Here is a 22,204-nt window from a genome sequence, read left to right as displayed (position 1 = left end):
GGCACTTCCCTGATCCCGATCATCGCTTTCAGCCTAGCAACCGGGCCGCATGCTGCGGTGACGCGCGGATGATGGCGAGGCGAACGCTCGGGGTCACGCGTGCCCCTTTAGCACCAACTCTTCAAGAGTTGGTGCTAAAGGGGCATCACTCCAGCTCGAGGGCCCAGTAGAACTCCCGGTCCCTTCCGGCGAACGCGTCAGCTGATCGCGGTGTTCATCGCCGTCGTGACCTCGGCGGCCGTCAGGGCCCGGTTGTAGACCTGGGCCTCGTCGATCAGCCCCTTGAAATACTCGCCGTAGGGGTTGTTGCCGCCGATCGACAGCGGGCTCGTCGACGACTGCACCGCACCGGAGACGGACTTCGTCGCGACCTGCGCCCCGTTGACATAGAGCCGCAGCGTCGTGCCGTCATAGGTGAGCGCCACGTGGGTCCAGGAGTTGAGCGGGCTCGCCGCGCTGCCGCTCACCCACTGGGTGTTCGTGCCGAACGTGCCGCCACCGGACGGGAAGAGCGGCCCGGCCGAGTTGCTCGCATTGAGGAAGTAGGAGTCCGCCTCCCGCTGCATGATCGTCTTCCAGCCGCTCTGGGCGGCCGTCGGCTGGATCCAGGCGGCCAGCGTCATGGCCGCACCCACGTTCAAGGACGCAGCGGAGGGTACGCCGACGATGGCGTTCGTGCCGTTGAAGTTCAGCGCGCCGCCGTACTTGCCGGTGCCCCACGTCGCCCCGGTGATCGTGCCGGTGTTCCCGTTGCCCGACGAGTCGATCGCCGTGGTCCCGGAGCCGGCGTTGAACCCGTAGGCCGCCACCAGCCCGCTCGGCAGTCCCGAACCGGCCCCGGTGACGGCGGTCGCCGTACCCGAGTAGAGGCTCAGGTTGCCCGCGGCGTCGGTGGCCCGCACCCGGTAGCTGTAGCTCGTCGACGCCGTCAGGCCCGGGTCGGTGAAGCTGGTCCCGGTGGGCGCGGCGACCTGGATGAAGGCGCTGCACCCGTCGCCCTGGCACCGCTCGACCCGGTAGCCGGTGACCCCGACGGCATCGGTCGATGCCGTCCAGGCCAGGGCGACCTGCTGGCCCGACGGCGTCGCGGTGAGCCCGCTCGGGGTCGTCGGCGCCGTCATGTCGGGCGTGGCGGTGGTCGTCGCGGTGACGACCGACGAGTAGGAGCTCAGGTTGCCCGCCGCGTCCACCGCCCGCACCCGGTAGCGGTAGGCGGTGCTCGCGGTGAGGCCGGTGTCGGTGAAGGAGGTGACGGTCGGCGCCGCGATCTCGGCGTAGGTGGTGCAGCTCGCGCCCTGGCACCGCTCGACCCGGTAACCGGTGACTCCGACGTTGTCGGTCGCCGCCGTCCAGGAGAGGCCGACCTGGCTCGGGGTCGTCGACGAGACGGTGAGCCCGGCCGGGGTCGACGGCTTCGTGGTGTCGGTGGCACCGGTCGCCTTCGACACGATCGCCGAGTAGGCGCCCAGGTTGCCGGCGGCGTCGACCGCCCGCACCCGGAACCGGTAGGTCGTCGCCGCGGTCAGGCCCGTGTTGCTGAAGGCCGTCGCGGTGGTGGTCGTGCCGACCTGGGCGAAGGTGGTGCAGCTCGCGCCGCTGCAGCGCTCGATCCGGTAGCCGGTGACGCCGACGTTGTCGGTCGCCGCCACCCACGAGAGATCGATCTGGGTGGTGCCGACCGGGGTCGCGGTGATCCCGCCCGGCGCGGTCGGAGCCGTCGTGTCGGCGGTGGCCGTGGTCGCCGCCGTCGCCGTCGCGGAGTAGCCGCTGAGGTTGCTGGAGGCGTCCACCGCGCGTACCCGATAGGTGTAGCTCGTGGTGGCCGCGAGCCCGGTGTCGCCGAAGCTCGCGCTGCTCGCCGTGCCCACCTGGGCGAAGTTCGAGCAGCTCGCACCGGTGCAGCGCTCGATCTGGTAGCCGGAGACGCCGACGTTGTCGGTCGACGCGGTCCAGGCCAGGTTGATCTGGCTACCGCCGCCGGAGGTGGCGGTGAGCCCGGTCGGGGTGCTCGGTGCGGTCGTGTCGGCGACCGGCGGCAGCAGCGGGTCGGTCATCACCGTCTGGATCTCCGCGACGGTGAGCGCCCGGTTGTAGACCTCGGCCTCGTCGATCAGACCGCGGAAATACTCGCCGTAGGGGTTGTTGCCGCCGATCCACAGCGGACTGCTCGACGACTGCACGGCGCCGGTCGCGGCCTTGGAGTTGACCTGGACACCGTTGACGTAGAGCCGCAGCAGCGAGCCGTCATAGGTCAGCGCCACGTGGGTCCAGGCGCCGACCGGGCTCGCGGTGGAGCCGCTGAGCCATTGGGTGCTGCTGCCGACAGTCGCGCCGCCCGAGGGGAAGAGCGCGCCGGTGGAGTTGCTCGCGTTGAGGAAGTAGGCGTCGGTCTCCCGCTGCATGATCGTCTTCCAGCCGCTCTGCGCGGCCGTCGGCTGGATCCAGGCGGCCAGCGTCATGGCCGCTCCCACGTTCAAAGACGCGGAGGTGGGTACGCGGACCACGTCGCTCGTGCCGTTGAAGCTGAGCGCGCCGCCGTATTTTCCGGTCGCCCACGTCGCACCGGTGATCGTGCCGGTGTTGCCGTTGCCGGAGATGTCAGCCGCCGTGGTGCCGGAGCCGGCGTCGAAGGCGTAGCCGGCGACGAGGCCCGGCGGGCGGGCGTCGGCGCCGGTGGTCGCCGTGACCGCCGCGGAGTAGGCGCTGACGTTGCCGGTGGCGTCGACCGCCGCGACCCGGTAGCTGTATGTCGTCAGCGGGGCGAGCCCGGTGTCGATGAAGCTGGTCGTGTCCGGTGCGCCGACCTGGGCGAACGTGCTGCACCCGGAGCCCTGGCAGCGCTGCACCCGGTAGCCGGCGACCGCCGAGTTGTCCGTCGAGGCGGCCCAACCGACGCCCATGTTCAGGCCGGAGGGGGTGGCGGTCAGCGACGCGGGCACTGACGGCGCGATGGTGTCGCTGCCGACCGCCACGTTGACGCTGGTGCTGGTCTTCAGCCCGCTGCTGTCGGTCGCGGTCAGGATGATCTCGTAGGAGAAGGTCCCCACCGGGCCGTGGTCTTCGGCGACGAAGCTGCCCGACGTGCCGGAGCCGCCGACGAAGGTGTGCACGTGGGTGTTGTGGTGCAGCAGGACCGTCCAGCTCAGGGAGGCCGGTGCGAGCGTGCCGTCCTCGGGGTCGCCCGCCGATCCCTGGAAGGAGACGGTGTCACCGGGCTGCACGGCGAGGCCGGTCGCGGGTGCGCTGATCACCGGGACCGGCGGCCCGCTGCCTACGGTGACCTTCACGGTCGAGGTGGAGCTGGCGCCGCCCGCGTTGGTCACCGTGAGCACCGCGTTGAAGGAGGCGATGCCGGGCGCGGTGTAGGTGTGCGACGGGTTCGCCGCCGTCGAGGTCGCGCCGTCGCCGAAGTCCCAGAGGTAGGTCAGCGCGCCGCCGCCGGGATTGACACTGCCCGCGCTGGAGAATGCCACGGTCAGCGGCGAATAGCCCGCGGTCGGGGTGGCGGTCGCGGCTGCGGACGGCCCGTTGTAGCGGATGCGCCGGATCTCGCCGGTGGTGAAGGAGAGGTAGTAGAGCTGGCCGTCCGGGCCGAGCGTGATCGACACGGGCGCCTCGACGTTGGTGGCGAAGGGCTGGATGCCGGTCGGGTTGCCGCTCGCGTCGAACGTGATCCGCTTGATGTAGTTGCCGGAGTAGTCGGCGTAGAAGTAGTTGCCCCGGTACTGCGTGGGGTAGACGGTCGCCGTGTAGAACGGGCCGCCGATCGCGGCGGTGCCGATGCTGTGGTTGTAGGTGTTGTAGGGCGCCTTCACCGTGCTAGCGACGAGGGAGGTGCAGGCGGGCTTGGACGCGTAGGCCGAGACAGTGCCCGCACCCTCGTAGCACGGCCAGCCGTAGTTGCCGCCGCGTACGCCCCGGTCGATCTCCTCCCAGGTGTTCCAGCCGACGTCGCCGAACCAGATGTCGCCGGTCACCGGCTGGAGCGAGAAGCGGAACGGGTTGCGGACGCCGTAGAGCCAGACCTTGGACCGGATCGAGTTGGACCCGTTGTAGAACGGGTTGTCCGTCGGTGCGCTGCCGTCCTTGTTGAGCCGCAGGATCTTGCCGCTGTAGCTGTCGAGGTTCTGCGCCTGCAGGGCCGCCGGGTCGGCGAAGGCGGCCGAGGACCCGTCGCCGTTGCCGACGAGCATCTTGCCGTCGGGCGCGAAGAGGATCTCGCCGATCGTGTGCGCGGGGCCGTCGGCCGGGATGCAGTCGGAGCCCACAGGGTTGGAGCTGCACGGCGCGGTGCTCACCGAGCCCAGGAGGATGATCTCGCTGCCGGGGAGGGCGACATCGGGGTTGGCGGGGTTGGCGGTCACCCGGGTCAGCCGCGAGGTCCGCGGCGAGGAGTCGTTGGTCTCGGCGGTGTTCTCGTACACATAGGACATGTAGATGTAGCCGTTGGTGAGGAAGTCCGGGTCGAAGGTGAGCCCCCAGAAACCTCGATCGTCGTAGGTGTTGACCTTCGACGAGAGGTTGATGAAGGGGGTCGGCAGCAGGACGCCGTTCTTGATCACCCGGACGATGCCGTTCTTCTGCCACACGAACAGGCGGCCGTCGGGGGCGTACTCCAGGCCCACCAGGGTGTATGGCGCCACCGTCGCGACGACCTCGGTCGTGAACGACGGGTCGCTGAAGGTGTCGGCCAGGGCCGGTTTGGCGCTCGTGAAGACTGAGCCGATGCTCAGCATCAAGCAGAGCGACAGACATGCCGCCGCGGAGAGAATCCTCCGGTGAGCCTGACGTTTACGCATATTTCCCGCCCCGATCCGGCGAAGGTGTGACCGCGATGCGGACGGATAATGGCACTCCTTACTCCCGGTCGGAAATCGGGTGTTGGTCGGATTCCTGACAACTTCCTGGGCGGGTTTCTGACGTGTCGATGGCCAACGGGCCACAACCAGCAACTTCCCTGGCCACCGTTCGTTATCGATGGCCGAACGGCCGGGCAACCTCGTCCGCTAGGCGCCTCGCCGACGTCATCTGCGGCGACTGAGTAAGGACCGCGATACGCAGCGTGATCGCCATGGCTGCGGGCCTGTCCGTCATCGGTTGATCGCCGCTATGTCCCGACGCACCCCCCTGAATTTTAATGCTGGACACGCCGCGAAACCTGCAACAAGTGTCAGGATCGTTGCGCGGCAACGACTCGGTCGAGCCGCCGGGTGACGATCACGTCGTCGCCGACCGCGAGCCCGCCGGTCCGCAGTACGGCGAACGTGGTGCCGAACCCCACCCCGCCGCCCTCCATCCGGCGGTAATCGGCGAGCGTACGCAGCGGCTCCGGCCCCGATGGCACACCGCTTCCCTGGTCGACCAGGGTGACGGCACACCGGATCGCCACCTTGCCGTGGGCCAGCTCGCCACCGCCGATGGTGACCCGCTCGACGCCGTCCTCGGTGTGCGGCTCGTCCCAGCCGCCGACGATGATGTTGGGGCGGAATCGGCCCATCGGCACCGGTCGACCGCCGCTGTCGGTGATCCGCTGGTTGAGCAGGTCCAGCGACGACAGGGAGAGCATCAGGACGGCGGCCCCGTCGGCGTACCCGGCGGTGCCGGGGGTGAGGCCGCCGGTGACCCGCGCGTGCTCCGGCGGCACCCGGACCAGGCGGCTCGGCGCGCCCAGGGCCGCCGAGAGCCACTCGGCGACCGTGTCACCCTGGTCGATGCCCTGGAAGGGCGCGCCGAAGAGCTCCACGTCCCGGCGCGGGCCGGTGCTGTCGACGTCGATGCCGACCGGTTCCAGGCCCGGCATGCTCAGGTCGAGCCGGGTGCCGTCCGCGCTGACCGAGGGTTGGATGATCGCCAGCAGCGGGTCCCGGCGCTGGCTGCGGAAGCCGCCGTCGGTGCCGATGACCATGAAGCTTCGATCGTGGGCGAGGCCGGCCGGGGTCAGCACCGCCGTGGGCAGCGAGATTCCCGCGCAGCCCTTGACGGGGTAGGTGACCAGCTCGACAACGATGGGGGACATCGACGACACCTCCGATAGGAGGCGCCCTTGTCCCGAAGGGAAGGCGAGCCGAGCGTGGCGGACCGGGGTCCGTCGCAGCGCCCCTCGGCTCTGACCCGGCCAGTGTCACCCGGCCACCGAGCCGCTGTCAAAGAGAAATGCGGTGCCGCCGGTCAGCCCGGCGGCACCGCATCATCCATCGACGTGTCAGATGTTCCAGACCTGGAACTCCGAGATCTGCCCCGCCGGCCAGGCCGTGTTGGCCGTGAAGTTCAGCCGGAAGTAGCGCTGGGTCGACGCGGTGAAGGTGATCGTCACCGTGTTGTTGCTCCCCGGCGCGAAGGCGCAGCCCTGCGAGGCCTTCAGCGTGGTCCAGGTGGTCCCGTTGGTGCTGCCCAGAACCGAGAGCGTCTGGGTACGCGCACCCCACCCCGCGGGCAGCTGCAACACCACGCGGCTGGCGCTCTGTGCCGAGCCGAGATCGACCTGCACCCACTGCGGGAACGCGTTGTTGGCGCTCTCCCAGTAGGAGCCCTGGTTGCCGTCTGTCACATTGCCGGAGCCGTAGACGTCGGCGTGGCTGGACTCGCTGGTCGGCTTGCCCGCCGCCAGGTTGGTGCTGGTCGTGCCCGCACCGGTGCCGGAGAGGCCGACGGTGGTCGGGCTGTTCGTGGCGTTGCTGGTGATCGTCAGCGAGCCGGTCCGCACACCGGAGGCGGTCGGCCGGAAGCTGACGCTCACCGTGCAGGAGGCACCGGCCGCGAGCGAGCTGCCGCAGGTGTTGGTCTGCAGGAACTCGCCGCTGACCGCGACGCCTGCGATCGCCGCTGCCGCCGTGCCGGTGTTGGTCACCGTCACGGTCTGCGGCGAGCTCGTCGTGTTGAGCGCCTGGGTGGCGAAGGTGAGCGAGCCCGGGTTGGTGCTCAGCGTCGCCGAGTTGGGCGGGGTGGAGCCGCTCGGGTAGACCTCGAGCTCCGAGAGCTGACCCGCCGCCCAGCCGGTGTTGGCGGTGATGTTGATCCGGACGTAGCGGGCGCTCGTCGCGGTGAACGTGATCGACACCGTGTTGCCGGTGGCCGGGTTGAACGTGTAGCTCCCGGACGCGACGCTGCCGAACGACGTGCCGTTGGTGCTGGTCTGCACCGAGAGCGTCTGCTGCCGGGTGGCCCAGGCCGTCGGCGGGGGCAGCTTCAGGGCCACCCTGCCGATGCTCGTCGCCGAGCCGAGGTCGACCTGCACCCACTGCGGGAAGGCGCCGTTGACGCTCTCCCAGTAGGTGTTGGCGTCGCCGTCGGTCACCGTCGCCGGGGCCTGGGTGCCGTTGACCTGGCTGCTGGCCGTGGCGGGTTTGCCGAGCGCGATGTTGGTGTTGGTGCCGATCCCGCTGCCGGTGAGCGCGATCGTGGTGGGGCTGTTGTTGGCGTTGCTGGTGAGGGTGACGGCGCCGGTGCGCGACCCCGACGCGGTGGGGGTGAACCCGACCGTGACCGTGCAGGACGCGCCGACCGCGAGGGTCGAGCAGGTGTTGGTCTGGCTGAAGTCGCCGCTCGCGGTGACCCCGGAGACGGTCGCCGACGTGGTGCCGGAGTTGGTGACCGTGACGGTCTGCGTCGCCGCCGGGCTGCCGACGACCGTGGCCGGGAAGGTGAGGCTGGTCGGGTTGGCGTTGAGGATCGGTCCGGGTGCGACGCCCGTACCGGAGAGCGGGACGGTGCTCGTCACACCGGCGGCGGTCACGACGAGGTTGCCGCTGCGCGCACCGGCTGCCGTCGGGGCGAACCGGACGCTGACGGTGCAGGACGACCCGGCCGGGATGCTGCTGCCGCAGGTGTTGGTCTGGCTGAAGTCGCCCGAGGTGGTGATCGAGGTGACCGGTGCCGCCGCGCTGCCCGAGTTGGTGACGGTGACGGCCTGCGCCGCGCTCGTCGTGCCGGTCGCGACGGAGCCGAAGCCGACCGCGCTCGGGCTCACCGAGATCGCCGAGCCGTTGTCGGGCAGGTAGGGCGGGAACGCGGGGTTGGTGATGTTGCTGCACCCGGTCGAGCCGAAGATGCCCGAGTTGCCGCCGCCGTCGGTGAGGGTGAATCCGACGCCGCAGTTGTAGACGGCGGCCGGTGCCTGCGTGCCGGTGGCGGTGCTGTTGGTGATCGTCGCCGAGCCGCCGACCTGCTCCTGGACCACCCAGGTGCCGGTGTTCTGGATCGTCGCGTTGTTGATCTTCACGTTGGTGATGTTGGAGCCGGAGACGAAGTGGATCGCCGAGAACGGGCTCTGCTGGATCAGGATGTTGTCGACGTTGGTCAGGCCGGTCATGCCGCCGTCGCGGGCGTCGAACCACAGCGCGCCGACGCCGAACTGCCAGTTGGGGTCGAGGCTGCCGGACCGGATGATCGTGTTGCGCAGCACGTCGGTGCGGCCCAGCGTCGTCGAGGCGAACCGCTGCGCCACGTGGATGCCGCCGCCCTGGGTCAGGCCCGAGTCGATGACCCGGTTGTCGGTGACGAAGTTGTCGTGCCCGCCGTAGATCGCGATGCCGTTGGCGAGGATCGGGTACTGCACGGTGTTGTGGTCGAACGAGTTGTTGACGTCGGCGTTCTGCTCGGCCCACATGGCGAGGCCGTCGTCGCCGGCGTTGCGCACGTCGGAGTTGGTGACGCGCGAGTTGGTGACACCGTTGTGGAAGTTGATCGCGTCGGCGGTGTAGTTGCGCAGGCGCATCGTGTTGAAGACGAGGTTGGTGAAGGGCCCGTCCATCCAGGCGCCGACCTTGGTGTGCTCGATCCAGACCCGGTCGACGGTGGAGTTGCTCATCGCGCCGCCGATGCCGTTGACCTGGTCGCCGTCGTTGCGCTCCTGCACGTTGCCGAAGATCGCAAAATCCGCGAGGTGTACGCCGCTGCTCGGCGTCGGCGCGTAGTTGCCGTAGAAGCCGATCCGGTCGCCCTGCGTACGCGAGTGCCACATGCCGGCACCCTTGATGGTGATGTTGTTGACCGCGATGTGGCCCAGGATCTTGAAGGTGCCCGGCGGGATCCAGACCGTGCCGCCGCCGCCCGCGGCGCTGATCGCCGAGTTCAGGGCGGCGGTGGAGTCCGCGACGCCCGTCGGGTCGCCGCCCCGGCTGGTCAGCGAGATCGAACCGGCCGGCTGCGACAGCGGACCGGCGACGTTCTCGAAGTCGGCGAAGTCGATCGTGTAGGACGAGGCGGTGGAGTCCGAGTCCACCTGCAGCTTGAACTTCGTCCCGGCCGGGTAGGTCTGGGTGAACAGGCGGTTGACGTCGTCGTAGAAGTGGTGCGGGTTGCTGCCCGGCGAGTTGGTGAACGGGTACCCGCCGTAATACCAGCTGTAGGCGTTGGTCAGCGTGAAGTTGGTCGACCGGGTGCCGTTGATGTAGAGCGACAGGGGAGCGGTGTAGACCGAGCCGCCGCCGGAGTCGGGGATGCTGTAGCGGAAGACGATCGAGTTGGTCGGGGTCGGCGTCGTGAACTCGACGTACTTCCCGTTGCCCTGTAGCGTCACCGCCTTGCGGTAGGACGCTTCGGACGCCAGCGTGTTGTAGACGGCCGACGGGCCGATGACGGTGCCGTTGGTGGCGGCGTTCTCCGCCTGCACCTGGACGTAGGGCAGGGCCGCGCCGACGCCTCCGGTCGCGGCTGCCGCCGCCGGGCCGGCGGTGAGGGCGACGAGGCTCGCGGCGGCCAGGACGCTGCCGACGAGCAGGGCGCCGAGGCGGAGACCTCGGCCGTCGGTTCGGGTGGAACGGGGCATGGGTTGCTCACTCTCGACGGAGGCGGGCGCGACTCATCGCCGCGCGAACCCCTGAGCGGGGAGGTCCGTGCGGTGATGGTGATCGATGAGCCGCGCGCCGGGACAGGGAGGACGGTGCTACAGGGACCGTAACCCCGCTGACACACGTATGCAATATATAGACACTTCATTGCTTGATTCGAAGCGTTGCCACGCAAGACCATGACACTGCGGACCGGACGCTGACGCGCATCGTGATGCTGGTCAATGGGCTCCGAGCTGTCGCCGTCGCCGCCGCAACCTGATGAGCACGGTCGCCAGGGCGGCGATGATCAGGGCTGCCGTGCCCACGACCCAGCAGAACCAGGTCGCGGGTTCGAAGGTCGGCGGGTCCAGCGGGGGACCGCTGGGCACATCCCGGTTCACGAGTTGCTGCGGCAGTTGCAGGGAGCTCCCGTCGGTGGTCATGAGGGTCTCCAGCGTGCCGTCGGCGCGAAGCAGGCCGACGCTGACGTTCTCGGTCCTCCCGTCGCCGACGGTGAGGACCGGGCGACCTCCGCGCCACCCGACAACCTGCTGCGGCGGCCTCCCCCGCATCGAGCCCAGGCTCGTGGCCCGGCCGTCGGCGATGTCCCACCGCAGCACCGACCGATCTTCGTCGTCGATCCCGTCCAGCAGCGCCACCGACCGGCCGTCCGGCGCCCACGCCGCCGGACCGGCCAGTCGCTGGCTGTCGCTGAGCTCCCACCGGGCCTCCGGCAGACCCCGGACATCGCTCACGATCAGGGCATGCCAGCCCGGCGTGCCGGGCTGCGGATCCACCTCATAGGCGATGCGGGTGCCGTCCGGAGAGACCGCCGCACCCACGATCCCGCCCGGCAGGGCGATCGTCCGCTCGACGAGGGTGGCGGTATCGATGCTGATCAGGGCGCCGAGGCTGTCGCGGGCGAGCAGACGGCTGCTGTCGGGCCACCAGGCGAGCACCAGGTCGCCCGGGACCTCGCGGGCCGTGCCGGAGGTGAGGTCGATCAGGCGCAGCAGCGGGGTCACGCCCTCCTCCACCGAGGCGGACTCGGCGAGATGGCGACCGTCCGGTGAGAGCACGACGGGGCCGGCGGCGCCGTGGATCAGCCGGTAGGAGCCGTCCTGTCCGATCACGACGGTCGCCCCGGTCCGCGCGAGCTGCCCCGGCAGGTCGAGCGGGTCGTCGCCGACGTTGGTCAGGATCTTGCGCATCGGCCCCAGCACCGCCAGAGCCGGGCCGTTGGGCGCCTCGCCGAGAGTGCGGTGCCAGAGGTAGGGCACGCTCACGGAACGGGGGAGGGCGGGCAGTTCGCCGTCGGCGGGTCGCGGCCGCGGTGCCGTGCCGGGAAGCGCGACGGGCGCGATCGCCGCCGCGAGCGCGGCGACGGCCGCGGCGACCGTGAGCGCCCTGGTGCGGCGGCGTCGACGGCGGCCCGCGTGCCACATCACGTCGACGCTGGCCCGGGCCACCGGCGCCTCCTCGGCGAGCTCGGCGAGAAAGGTCTTCATGACAGTGCCTCCGCCAGGTCGGGGACGATGGTCCGCATGCGGGCGAGCGCATCGCGGGTCTGGCTCTTCACGGTGCTGACCGAGCAGCTCAGCACGGCTGCGGTCTGCACCTCGGTGAGGTCTTCGTAGAACCGCAGCACCAGCACGGCCCGCTGCCGGGGCGCGAGCTGCGCCAGCGCCTGGCGCATCGTCACGGCGGTGGCGATGTCGCCGATGTGGTCGCGGCCGGGCCGCTCGGGCACCTCGGCCACCGGCAGCGCGTCGTGCCGGCGCCGCCGCCAGGACGAGATGTGCTGGTGATAGAGGGTGCGCCGGATGTAGGGCTCCGGGTCACCGCCGGCGACGACCCGCTCCCAGCGCGCCGCGACGCTGATCAGCGTCTGCTGCACCAGCTCCTCGGCGAGGTGCGCGTCGCCCGTCAGCAGATAGGCGATCCGGGACAGCCCCGGCAGGCGACCCTGGACGTATTCCCGGAACGATTCGTGTGCGTCGGTCACCGTTACCTCCCACGCACCTACACGCCGCCGGTCCCCGCGGCGGGTGGGTAGGTTACCGCTCGCTCCGCCGGTCGGGCGGTTCGGCGAGAAACTGTCGGTGGTCTTCCCTAGCCTGGAAGCATGGATACGCCGATGAGGTTTCAGGTGACCGTGGACGCCGAGCGGCCGCACGAGCTGGCCGAGTGGTGGGCCGAGACGCTGGGCTGGGAGGTCGAGCCCAGCAACGAGGAGTTCATCCGCAAGATGGTCGACGAGGGCTTCGCGACCGAGGACCAGACCATGACCTACAAGGGGGTCCTCGTGTGGAAGGGCGGCGCCGCCATCAACCGCCCCGACGGGCAGCGGATGCTGTTCCAGGAGGGGCCGGAGGGGAGACCGGGCGACCCGACGACTGGTCCGTCGATGCCTGAGCGGCGGCACAACCGGATGCATCTCGACCTTCGTCTCGGCGATGCCGACCGCGACGAGGTCGTCGCCACGCTGATCGCCCGGGGCGCCACGAAGTTGTGGGACGGCAGGCAGGGTCCGCACACCTGGGTCACCATGGCCGACCCGGAGGGCAACGAATTCTGCGTCGCCTGATCTCGGGCGCATGTTCCTCGCGACCTCGTCGCCGTCCTCGATGGACGACACCGAGAAGGGGATCGCGAAACGAGCGTTTTCCCGAGTCCCGAGTCCCGATGCCTGTGAGTCGGTCGAGTGCGACGACGAGGTGAGACCCGTCAACGTCGATCTATGCCGACAGCCAGGTCGAGGTGAGGCCGACCACGGCGCTGCCGTCGAGGTCGGCGAGCTTGACGGCGGCGAACTGCGAGGCTGCGGCAGAGGTCTGGTAGCGGAGGGCGGGGTGGGGTGCGGTGAGGACCTGCACCATGACCGCCGCCACGTCCTGTGATGACTGGGCCTGGGCGAAAGCGCCCTCGGTCCGCCGCCGATAGGCGTCGAAGAGCTCCTGGTAGGGCCCGTGGTCACCGGTGAGGTCGATGGCGGCGACGAAGTCGCTGGCGACCGCGCCCGGCTCGACGATGCTCACCGCGACCCCGGTCACCGCGGCGACCGGGGCGAGGCTCTCCATGAACCCCTCGACGGCGAACTTCGCCGCGCAGTAGGCCTCGTTGAAGGGCTGGCCCACGACCCCGCCGACGCTGGAGACGGTGATGAGCCGGCCGCCGCCGGACCGCAGGTGCGGCATGGCTGCCCGGCTGACCCGCAGCACGCCGAAGAAGTTGACCTCGAAGACGGCGCGGGTCAGCTCCAACGGGTCGATCTCCAGCGTGCCGACGTGCCCGGCACCGGCATTGTTGATCACGGCGTGCAGCCCGCCGTGGGCAGCGACGGTGTCGGCGACGCAGTTCATCACGGAGGCGTCGTCGGTCACGTCGAGCGGGCGGATGTCGAGCGGGACCCCAGCGGCCTCCGCGGCGTCACGCAGCCTGCCCGCCCGGGTCGGGTCCCGCAGCGTCGCGACCACGGTGTAACCGGCCTGCGCCGCGGCGATCGCCGTCGCCGCGCCGATCCCGCTGGAGGTGCCCGTCACCAGCACCGCGCCGTCGCCTCGCTGAGCCATCCAGACCACCATCTCGTGCCGGCGGGCCGTCGGCCCGGGACCTGTCGGGGGCGGACGCCGCCGCCTTCCGCATGATCCCACGGCATTCCGCCGGGCCGGATCCGTTCCGACAACGTCGGTCGGCACGAGGCGAGGAGCGACCGGGATCGGCGCGCCGCGAGGAGACGGGCTCGCGACGCGCCGACGGTGGTCAGCCGAGGACGGTCAGATGCTCTGCCGCAGGCGGACCGCCGGGATGATCTGCTTGGCCTGGCCGGGGCCGGTCCACGACAGCTTCGCCACGGCATCGTAACCGCTGTCGTAGAACTCCATCCGGACCCGGTGCCAGCCCGCGGTGAGGGTCAGGGCGCCCGCGTCGTCCTGGGTCGAGTGGTTGGTCCAGGCATTGACGACCTGGGTGTCGTCGATCCACAGGCGGACGCCGTCGTCGCTGGTCGTGGTGAACGTCCAGGACCCGGCGGTCGGGATCTGCACCGCACCGGTCCACCGGACGCTGAAGTTGTCCACGCCCACCCCGGCGATGGGGGCGCCGGCGCCCCAGTTGAAGTTCACCGTGGTGTCGATGCGGTGGACCGGCGTACCGGTGAGGGTGGTGTTGGTGAAGTAGCCGGCCTGCAGGCCGGCGCCGGGCTCGATCACGATGGTGCTCACGGACCGGGCCGGGAGGGTCAGGCTGAGCGTGCCCGGCGTGACCGTGAGACCGGTCGCCGTGTGCGGGGTGTGGCGTTGTTGGTGATGTAGCTCTGGTTGCCGTAACCGGTGATCGTGGCGCCGAACGCGTCGGGCGTGAGAGTGCTGATCGGCGCGTCGAAGTTGACGTTGACCTGCACATCCGCGACGGCGGCGGCGGGGGATGCGGTGAGGGCGACGGCTGCTGCGAGGACGGAGAACGCGAGCAGCGATCGGGCCGCTGCCGCCGCGACCCCTCGGCCCCCGAATGGTGAAACTGTCATGCCGCCCATTGGATCAGGCAACGGTTACGAGAAAAGGCGATGAGTCGCATGTATGACCCTCTACATTGGATAGTAAGATTGATAACGCCAGGTGAAGCGGGGTTCACGGACGCGCATTCGGACGGACTGATACCGGATTGAAAGCGAATGGAAAGCGGTGTCCGGCATCATCCGCGCCCCATTGCCGAACCCTGGGTCCGTTGGACATCCGATGGCGGCCGGCTGATCCGGTACACCGTGTCCGTCAGATCCAAGAACAATGATGTATTCGCGGCTCGCCACGAGCGGACCGCGCCACAATCGAAGATCTTCATCGGAGTGAGCCGTGACCGACAGCGCCCCCTCTCAGGAGCTTCCGGATCTCAGCCAGCTCGGCCAACTGGTCCTCGCGACGACCTCGGCATGGTTGCTGACGAGGCGCGACGTCCAGTTGCTCGGCATCCGCTACCCCCCTCAGCGCGACGAGGCGACGGCTGCGGACAACACGAACGACCTGGACGACCCGACCGACGCGGGTGACACGGACCAGGACCGCGCCGTCAAGTACGGTGCCCTCCTGCACCGGGTCCTCGACGATTCCCCCGGCCGGGCCTGGCTGCGCCGGGGCAGCGCGCCCGACGGCACCGGCCGTGCCGACGGCGAGGCGACCGGGACCGGCCACCGCTACCGAAGCGGTCCGGCGGACAGCCTCATCGCGCAGCTCGAGGCCGAGCTGCTGACCGCTCAGCTCTCCGCACCGGTCGGGACGGAGACCGACACCTCGCTGATGTCGCTGCGGCACCAGCTCTTCATCGACGCGGACCGGTTCGCAGCGATCACCGGGATGGCACCGCCCGCGGTCGGTTTCTGGGTCATGATCGACCTCCGCTTCTCGGCCCTCTTCGACCAGCTGCGCTGCCAGGCCACCGTCTCCGTGTGGAGCTCGCCACCGCGCAGCGTCCTGATGCGCCCGAACGGAGTCGAACCCAGTGACCAGCCGATCACCGGCCGGGCCACGGTCTACCGCGACGCGTTCATCGCGATCGCCGCCGAGGCGGAGGCGCTGCTCGCCCGGCACCTGTTCGGCGTACACATGGATGTCTTCGAACGTGAATACACCCTGCCGGTCTTCTGGGTGGCCGCGCCGACGGCCCCGCCCGCCGACCCGATGGGCTACCTCGCGCTGCGCGAGAAGGGCGGGCCGGGGGCCTGGATCGAGTGGACCAGCGAGCGGACCGAGGAGCTGCTGGGCGTCGCCGACGCTCGCGACCATGCCCTGACCCGCAGCGTGCTCAACGGCAACCTGCTGATCCTGCGGCGGGTGTGCACCGAGCCCGGCGCCGACGGCCGATCGGCCTCGTCCCGCAGCGTGCCGAAATACCTGCTGCTCGCCGGTGGTCCGGACATGCTGCTCAACGGCTCGACCGCGTTTCCCGCCGAGGAGAACGGCGGCAACGGTCTGGCGATGCGCCGCGCTCGGGTGGAGCTCGGTACCGCCAAGGTGATCAATGAGTTGACGGACCTGGAGGCGCAGGCCGGCAACCTGCTGCACCTGCGCCAGCGCGACCTGGAGATCTGGGGCAACCACCTGCGCGTCTACAACGCGGTGGTGGAGCGGGGCGCGTTCCTGTGGGACGCCCTCTCCACCCACCTCATGATCCGGTGGGGAGCGCCGTTCGAGCGCGCGCACAGCGCCGTCGACATGCTGCACCAGGTGCTCCAGCAGGCGGTCGCCGATCTGCGGCACATCGCCACGCTGTCGCACCAGGCACAGGCGGGCATCGGTGCGGCGGCGGACTCCCTCCAGGAGTCCTATGACCAGCGGATCGGCGAGCGCACCATCGACCAGGAGCCGGGGCTGCGGGCCGCGCTCACCGAGACCGGCCTCTTCGGCCGGGTATCGAAGCTGGGCGACGAGACCGTCTACCGCGCCGAGCGGGTCAAGACCTCCTATGACGACCTGCTCAAGGCCATCGCGGGCGCCTTCGACGAGCGGCGCGTCCGCGAACTCGACGGTACGCAGAAGGCGAGCCTCCTCGTCGGCATCTTCGCCGCGATGATCGGTATCGTCACCGTGCTGGACGCGACCATCAACATGAAGCGCGAAGACATGATCACGATCTTCGGCGGCTGGCGATGGCTGGACGAGTTCGGCGTGGTCTTCAGCAGTCTGATCGGCGTCGCGGTGCTCATCCTCTGCGTCTATCTATACCTGTGGGTCCAGGGCATCGGCAAGCTCGGCAGTGCGCGCTTCCGGCGGATCTACCACGGCCCGCAGCGGCGGGGCGTCGGCGCCACCTCCGGCCTGTGGCGCTTCCTGAAGAACTCCTCCACCGACTATCAGAAGCGGCTGCGCAAGACCCCGAAGAAGGACTGGGACAGGGTCTGGACCGAGCACGACCTCGACTGCGCCACCGAGCTCGCGACGATCTGGGACGACGGGCTCACCCTGCCCGAATGCGACCGAGACGACGACTACCGCAAGGACATCAAGGGCCTGTCGCACCTCATCGAGCAGTGGGGGATCCACTCGCTGCTGCTCACCGAGCGGGCCCGGGTCATGCACTGGTTCGACCTGCCCAACCTGACCTGCCTCTACCGCTGCTGCACCCGGATCGAGGAGTCGTTCCTCGACCTCAGCGATCTCGGTGACGCGCCCTCGCCGCCGCTGAGCATGGTCGCCGACATCGACATCACGCTGGCCCTGATGCGACTGGGCTTCAGCCGCAGCGAGGCCCACGGGATCGACGACTGGCTCACCGTGGCGAGCTTCCCGAGCGCGCGGGCGGCGCTGGAGCGCGTACGCCTGCTGGAGCTGCGGGTGGGCATGAGTCCGGCGGAGCGGCTCAGGACGATGAGGGTGGTGCGGCCGGACTGACGGCGGATGCCTGCGCCCGGGCCTGCGCCACACCGAGGACCGTCAGCATCGCGAGGTCCAGCAGCACCGACGGGACCGCGGCGAACTCCTCCAGCGCGAAGGCGAACACCCGCGTCACCAGCAGGTCCACCAGCACCGCTCGCTGCAGCCAGGCGAGCGCCGACGCCGGCTCCCGCTTGCGCCGCAGCGTACCGATGATCACGCAGATCGCCGAGGCGGTCGCGCCGGCGGTCGAGGCGGCCGTCGCGAACGACTCGGCCTCGGCGATCTGCTCGCCGGGCTCCAGCAGCGCGATGAGGCCGAGGACGAGCAGAGTGACCAGGGTGGCGAGGGTCTGCAGGACGAGCAGGCCCTTGGTCAGGCTCAGCGCCATCGGCGCGGTCCAGATCCGGTTGAGCCACCGCAGGCGCCGGGCCACCGCCCGGGTCGGATCGATCAGCTCGCTCGGGTCGTGCGGGATCTGATCGAGCAGGTCACCGACGGCCGCCGAGCCCGGGAGGCCGCCCGCGAGCGCCAACCGCTGCCGGGCCTCGTCGCGCCGCTGGTCGTCGAGGCCGCCCGCGACCCCGGCCACCGCCTCGTCCAGCGCGCTCGCGAGGTACTCGGCGGGCTGCAGCGGGCGGCGTCCGTGCAGCCAGTGCATGCCGAGGACGAGCAGGACCAGGACGACATACATGATCGCCACGGCCGGGCGGTAGAAGTAGTCCGTGTCGGCGGTGACGAACTTGCCGACCTCGTCGATGAACAGGCCGAACCCGATGCCGCCGACGATCGCGGCCAGCGGCCGGGCGACGGGGCCGACGAAGGAGAGCAGCGTGCCGATCGCCACGGTCATCAGCAGGCCGCCCCAGAGCACGTGCGCGACGTGCAGTCCGCCGCCGCCGATCTGCGGGTAGCCCGTCGCGGCGAGCGCGCCCCGGACGACCAGGACGGTGGCGACGGCGGTGACGACGAACGCGAGCAGGTGCGGCACCGCCCGCGGGTCGCGGGGGAGCCCCCACCGCAGCATCCGTCCAGCCATGCCTCCACCCTGTGACGTTTTGCTGCACCGCGTGGCCAAACGCCGGAGTTTGGCCACGCTGTGCGGCAAACACGGGGCCGGTCGTGCGAGTCGGCCGGCCGTCCGCGCACGGTCGAGATCGTGTTCTTTCCCGGAAACGGTCCCCTCAGGACATGTCGGTAGGGCCTACTTCCGGGAAAGAGCGCGATCATGCATAAAGATGGATGTCGTCATGCGCCGCTGCAACGGCACTACACGCCGTAGACCTCGAAGGCGAAGATGCGGGCGACGCCGGGGATCGTCAGCCGGACGTACCTGGCGCTCACCGCCGCCGCGAGCTGGTGGAAGGTCACGCTGTCCACGTTGCCGGTCACCGCGGCCGCCGTCGTCCAGGTGCTCCCGTCGGTGCTGGTCGCGATCGTGAACGCCGGGGTGTTGAGGCTCGGCGACTCGCCGCCCGCCCCGGCGTGCTGCACGACGACGCGCCGCACGGTCGCGACCCGGCCCAGGTCGACCTGGAGCTGTGCCGGGACCACCCCGGAGCACCACTTGCTGTTGCCCGCCGTGGTCCCGTCGACCGCTGCGGTCAGCGGCTCCGTCGCGACACAGGCTGCGCTGCCGGTCACGGTCCGCCGCAGTGCCAGGTCCTCTCCCGGGGGAGCCGTGAAGCGCTCGCCGACCGTCACGTCGTCGAGGTAGCCGCGGAACGGTCCGGTGGCGGCCGGTTGGTCGTACCCGACGCGGATCTGATCGATGATCTTGCCGGTGACACCCGCGAGCGAGGCGCGGACCCGGTTCCACTGGTTGAGCGCGAGGCGACCGCCCCGGCCCTGGAACGCCGGGTGCACCCGGACGCCGAACTGGTCGACGACGCCGGAGTCGCGCAGTGCCGTGCCGTCGGTGAAGAGCAGGTCGACGGCGGTGTAGGTGCCGTTGGCCTGCTGGGGGTAGAGCCAGTAGGAGAGCTCGGTGCGGCTCGTCACGGGGATATGCACGTCGAAGAGCTGGGCGTATGCGTAGGACTGGGTGGCGCTGGTGTCGTTGCCGGAGTACATCAGCGCCCGCGTGCCGCCGTGCGCGGTTTCCTGGCGCGGGCTCGCCTCCATCGCGGTGAGTGCGCAGCAGTAGCCGCCGACGTTCATGCTCGCGGCGACCGTGTCCGCCCAGGTCGGGGCGGTGTCACCGGGGAAGGTGCCGGCGCCGGACTCGAATCCGCTGGTGAAGACCGGTGCGTCGCGGCCGTCGGTGAGGACGGCGGCGAGCGCGCTCGCCCAGATCGAGGCCATCTTGGCGTATCCGGCGTCGTTGGGGTGCAGCGTGTCGGCGAGGTCGGCGTTGCCGAGGGTCGCCATGTTGACGAAGCGGACCTTCTTGCCCGCGTTGGCCCGCGCGCTGACGAGACCGGGGACGGCGGCGTTGAAGGTGTTGATCCGGGCCTGGATCGCCGCGTCGAGGGCGGGCACGATCGAGGCGACGAGCACCGTGGCCTGCGGCAGCTGCGTGGTGATCTGGTCGATGAGTGCGCCGAGCCGATCAGGTGCGGTCGCCACCTGGTAGTTCTGGTTCATGTCGTTGGTGCCGATGTGCAGGGTCACGACGGTCGGCTGGTAGGTCGCGGCCCAGCCGTTGAAGCTCGCCGCGATCTGGTCGATGCGCCAGCCGGAGTGGCCCTCGTTGTCGGTGTCGGGGAGGCTGCCGGACTGGACGGAGCCGACGAAGTCGATGCCGTGGCCGAACTGGCGAACCAGCGTGGTCCAGAGCGCGGCCCGGTAGCTGGAGGTGGTGCTCGACCCGGCACCCCAGGTGATCGAGTCTCCGAGCGGCATGATCCGGGCCGGGGTCGACGCGGCCTGCGCGGGACTCGCGACCGCGAGTGCACCGGCGGCGAGGACCGCGACAAGAAATGAGCGCAGCAGGGTACGCATGACGAAACCACCACATTTCGGGACGGTGAAAGGGGTCGTTACGTCGTCATCTTTCGATCAATAACGATATTTGTCAATGGTTGCAGACATGGCGACGCCCGGAGTCCGTGAGGAGACTCCGGGCGTCAGGGAGGAGGAACGTCTTACTTCGTCAGCGTGGTCCGCAGGTCGGCGAGGACCCGGGTCAGCAGCCGCGACACGTGCATCTGGGAGATGCCGAGCTCCTCGGCGATCTCACTCTGGGTCAGGTTGTCGACGAACCGCAGCGCGATGATCTTCTGCTCGCGCGGCGCCAGGCCCGCCATCGCCGAGCGCAGCATCAGCCGCAGCTCCACCGCCTCCAGGGCCGGGTCGACGTCGCCGAGCAGCTCGCCGAGCTCGACCGCCTCGCCCGAGGAGGAGCCGACCAGCGTCTGCAGGGACGTGGCGTACTGCGCGGTCGCGGCCTCCAGGGCCTCGGCGACGTCGCGCTCGGGGATGCCCATGTGCACCGCGAGCTGCGCCGAGGAGGGCCGCACGCCGTTGCGCTGCGCCAGCTCCTCGCTCGCCTTGGCGACCTCTGCCTTGAGCTCCTGGAGCCGGCGGGGGACCCGCACGCTCCAGCCCTTGTCGCGGAAGTAGCGCTTGAGCTCGCCGATGATCGTGGGGGAGGCGTAGCCGGCGAAGGCGACACCGCGCGAGTGGTCGAAGCCGTCGACCGCCTTGATCAGGCCGATCATCGCGACCTGCGTGAGGTCCTCGAGGAGCGCGTCGTGCTGGCACATGCGGCGGGCGAAGTGCTTGGCGAGCGGCATGTAGAGCACGACGAGCTGCTGGCGGACGGCCGCGCGGTCCGGGTGCGTCGCCGGGAGCGTCGCGAGCAGCTCCAGCAGCGAGGCCTCGACGTCACGGTCACCGCCGAGAGCCCGGCGCAGCACGTCCTCAGCGTCGGGGAGGCTGGACTGGCGGTCCTGCTCGACTAGCTGCTCGACAAGCGCGGTCATCGTGGTCTCCTCGGGGGTGGATCTCGGCCGGCGGGGGTGCCGGCTGACGTAACGGTTATCTGCTTCCCCATCCTTTCGAGCCTCAAACCTACCCTCCGGATTTATTTTCGCCACCGCTGGTGCCGCGCCATCCGTGATTGAAGCGGCGGCGGCGGGGGAACAGGTGGGACCATCGAGCAACACTTGAGGCTGGGAGAAGCCATGCGGGATTTTCTGATCCGGTTCCTGATCGCGGGCGTGCTCTTCGCCGCCATCGACGCCGTGTGGCTCAGCGTCGTCGCCAACAAGTTCTACAAGAGCCAGATCGGCCCGCTGCTGCTGGCGAAACCCAACTTCGCCGCCGCGGTCGTCTTCTACGTCATCTACCTCGTCGGCGTGGTCGCCTTCGTGGTGGCGCCCGCCCTGGAGAAGGGGTCGTGGCAGTACGCGCTGGGTTACGGCGCCCTGCTGGGCCTCGTCACCTACGCCACCTATGACCTCACCAACCTCGCGACGCTGAAGGGCTTCACGCTGCCGGTCGTCATCGTGGACCTGATCTGGGGCGTGGTGCTGACGGCGTCGGTCAGCTTCCTGACCTACACCGTCGCCGACCGGTGGCTCAACTGAGCGTCTTGCCCATCTTGAGCAGCGGCACCGGCGCGCCACCCGTCGCGTCGGTGACCTGCTCGATCACCTCGAAGCCCGCCGACCGGTAGAGTGGCTCACCGGCGAGCGTCGCCATCAGCTCCAACCGGCCGAACCCCTCGGCCGCGGCCGCCTCCTCGCAGAGCGACAGGATCAGCCTCCCGACACCCCGGCGGGTGAAGTCGGGGCTGGTATACATAGCCCGGATGCGGGCCGGTGACGTCGCGGGATCGAGCAGCACCGCGTCCCGTCCGGCGCTGTGGTCGCCGCCGTAGAGCGTGGCCCGGCGGCTCCAGCCGCCGCACCCGGCGATCTGGCCGCCGATCTCGGCCACGTAGTAGGTCCCGTCCTCGATGAGCTGCGTGTCCAGCCCCATGATCGCCTGGCTGGAGCGGATCTGGGCCTCGTCGAGGAAGCCCTTCTGCAGCTCGCCGATCGCGGCCGCGATCACCGGCCGCAGCGCCGGCAGGTCGTCGAGGGTGGCCGGCCTGCTCGTCAGCGGCGTCGAGATTCCCATCGC

At 70.0% G+C, this 22,204-nt stretch carries 15 protein-coding genes and 1 riboswitch; of the genes, 3 read left to right on the top strand and 12 right to left on the bottom strand.

Annotation, left to right across the window (positions count from 1 at the left end):
- Window positions 1–197 precede the first annotated feature (197 nt).
- The 5 genes from F4553_RS10605 to F4553_RS10585 form a co-directional block, all read right to left on the bottom strand.
- A complete protein-coding gene (locus F4553_RS10605; RefSeq protein ID WP_184834970.1) occupies window positions 198–4,736 on the bottom strand; it encodes a LamG-like jellyroll fold domain-containing protein in 4,539 nt (1,512 codons plus the stop codon).
- Between the two features lie 434 nt (window positions 4,737–5,170).
- Window positions 5,171–6,016 carry an MOSC domain-containing protein gene (locus F4553_RS10600; protein ID WP_184834968.1) on the bottom strand — a complete coding sequence of 282 codons (846 nt, stop codon included), beginning with the start codon at window positions 6,014–6,016 and terminating at the stop codon, window positions 5,171–5,173.
- Window positions 6,017–6,028: 12 nt separating this feature from the next.
- Window positions 6,029–6,108, bottom strand: a riboswitch (S-adenosyl-L-homocysteine riboswitch).
- Between the two features lie 94 nt (window positions 6,109–6,202).
- Window positions 6,203–9,766 (bottom strand): choice-of-anchor D domain-containing protein, encoded by a 3,564-nt coding sequence (locus tag F4553_RS10595; RefSeq protein WP_184834967.1) that lies wholly within the window; start codon window positions 9,764–9,766, stop codon window positions 6,203–6,205.
- A gap of 243 nt (window positions 9,767–10,009) precedes the next feature.
- On the bottom strand, window positions 10,010–11,278 hold the full coding sequence (locus F4553_RS10590; protein ID WP_184834966.1) for a WD40 repeat domain-containing protein: 1,269 nt from the start codon (window positions 11,276–11,278) through the stop codon (window positions 10,010–10,012).
- The gene (locus F4553_RS10585; protein ID WP_184834965.1) at window positions 11,275–11,775 is read right to left on the bottom strand and encodes a SigE family RNA polymerase sigma factor; all 501 of its coding nucleotides are present in this window, start codon (window positions 11,773–11,775) and stop codon (window positions 11,275–11,277) included. The genes F4553_RS10590 and F4553_RS10585 overlap by 4 nt, the downstream gene beginning before the upstream one ends.
- Window positions 11,776–11,907: 132 nt before the next feature.
- On the opposite strand from F4553_RS10585, the gene F4553_RS10580 reads away from it, so the two are divergent.
- On the top strand, window positions 11,908–12,357 hold the full coding sequence (locus F4553_RS10580) for a VOC family protein (protein ID WP_184840578.1): 450 nt from the start codon (window positions 11,908–11,910) through the stop codon (window positions 12,355–12,357).
- A 151-nt stretch (window positions 12,358–12,508) separates the two neighbouring features.
- On the opposite strand, the gene F4553_RS10575 is transcribed toward F4553_RS10580, so the two are convergent.
- From F4553_RS10575 to F4553_RS10565, 3 genes are all read right to left on the bottom strand, one after another.
- Window positions 12,509–13,342 carry an SDR family NAD(P)-dependent oxidoreductase gene (locus F4553_RS10575; RefSeq protein ID WP_376776203.1) on the bottom strand — a complete coding sequence of 278 codons (834 nt, stop codon included), beginning with the start codon at window positions 13,340–13,342 and terminating at the stop codon, window positions 12,509–12,511.
- Window positions 13,343–13,546: 204 nt separating this feature from the next.
- Window positions 13,547–13,993, bottom strand: coding sequence for a PA14 domain-containing protein (locus tag F4553_RS10570; RefSeq protein ID WP_184834963.1), 447 nt, complete (start codon window positions 13,991–13,993; stop codon window positions 13,547–13,549).
- A gap of 17 nt (window positions 13,994–14,010) precedes the next feature.
- The gene (locus F4553_RS10565; RefSeq protein ID WP_184834962.1) at window positions 14,011–14,295 is read right to left on the bottom strand and encodes a hypothetical protein; all 285 of its coding nucleotides are present in this window, start codon (window positions 14,293–14,295) and stop codon (window positions 14,011–14,013) included.
- Window positions 14,296–14,620: 325 nt separating this feature from the next.
- On the opposite strand from F4553_RS10565, the gene F4553_RS10560 reads away from it, so the two are divergent.
- Window positions 14,621–17,152 carry a hypothetical protein gene (locus F4553_RS10560; RefSeq protein ID WP_184834961.1) on the top strand — a complete coding sequence of 844 codons (2,532 nt, stop codon included), beginning with the start codon at window positions 14,621–14,623 and terminating at the stop codon, window positions 17,150–17,152.
- Here the strand turns inward: F4553_RS10560 and F4553_RS10555 are convergent.
- From F4553_RS10555 to F4553_RS10545, 3 genes are all read right to left on the bottom strand, one after another.
- Window positions 17,121–18,173, bottom strand: coding sequence for a hypothetical protein (locus tag F4553_RS10555; RefSeq protein ID WP_184834959.1), 1,053 nt, complete (start codon window positions 18,171–18,173; stop codon window positions 17,121–17,123). The two genes, F4553_RS10560 and F4553_RS10555, sit on opposite strands and share 32 nt — an antisense overlap.
- A 230-nt stretch (window positions 18,174–18,403) precedes the next feature.
- Window positions 18,404–20,077, bottom strand: coding sequence for a GDSL-type esterase/lipase family protein (locus F4553_RS10550; protein WP_184834957.1), 1,674 nt, complete (start codon window positions 20,075–20,077; stop codon window positions 18,404–18,406).
- A 143-nt stretch (window positions 20,078–20,220) separates the two neighbouring features.
- The gene (locus F4553_RS10545) at window positions 20,221–21,060 is read right to left on the bottom strand and encodes a SigB/SigF/SigG family RNA polymerase sigma factor (RefSeq protein ID WP_184834955.1); all 840 of its coding nucleotides are present in this window, start codon (window positions 21,058–21,060) and stop codon (window positions 20,221–20,223) included.
- Window positions 21,061–21,261: 201 nt separating this feature from the next.
- Between F4553_RS10545 and F4553_RS10540 the strand changes: the two genes are divergently transcribed.
- Window positions 21,262–21,666, top strand: a complete 405-nt coding sequence (locus F4553_RS10540) for a DUF2177 family protein (protein ID WP_184834953.1) — start codon at window positions 21,262–21,264, stop codon at window positions 21,664–21,666.
- On the opposite strand, the gene F4553_RS10535 is transcribed toward F4553_RS10540, so the two are convergent.
- Window positions 21,659–22,201, bottom strand: a complete 543-nt coding sequence (locus tag F4553_RS10535) for a GNAT family N-acetyltransferase (RefSeq protein ID WP_184834951.1) — start codon at window positions 22,199–22,201, stop codon at window positions 21,659–21,661. The genes F4553_RS10540 and F4553_RS10535 overlap by 8 nt on opposite strands.
- Window positions 22,202–22,204: the final 3 nt, after the last annotated feature.

Origin of the sequence: Allocatelliglobosispora scoriae, from assembly GCF_014204945.1 — a bacterium.
Classification (GTDB): Bacteria; Actinomycetota; Actinomycetes; order Mycobacteriales; family Micromonosporaceae; genus Allocatelliglobosispora; species Allocatelliglobosispora scoriae.
This window is presented reverse-complemented; position numbering and strand designations above follow the sequence as displayed.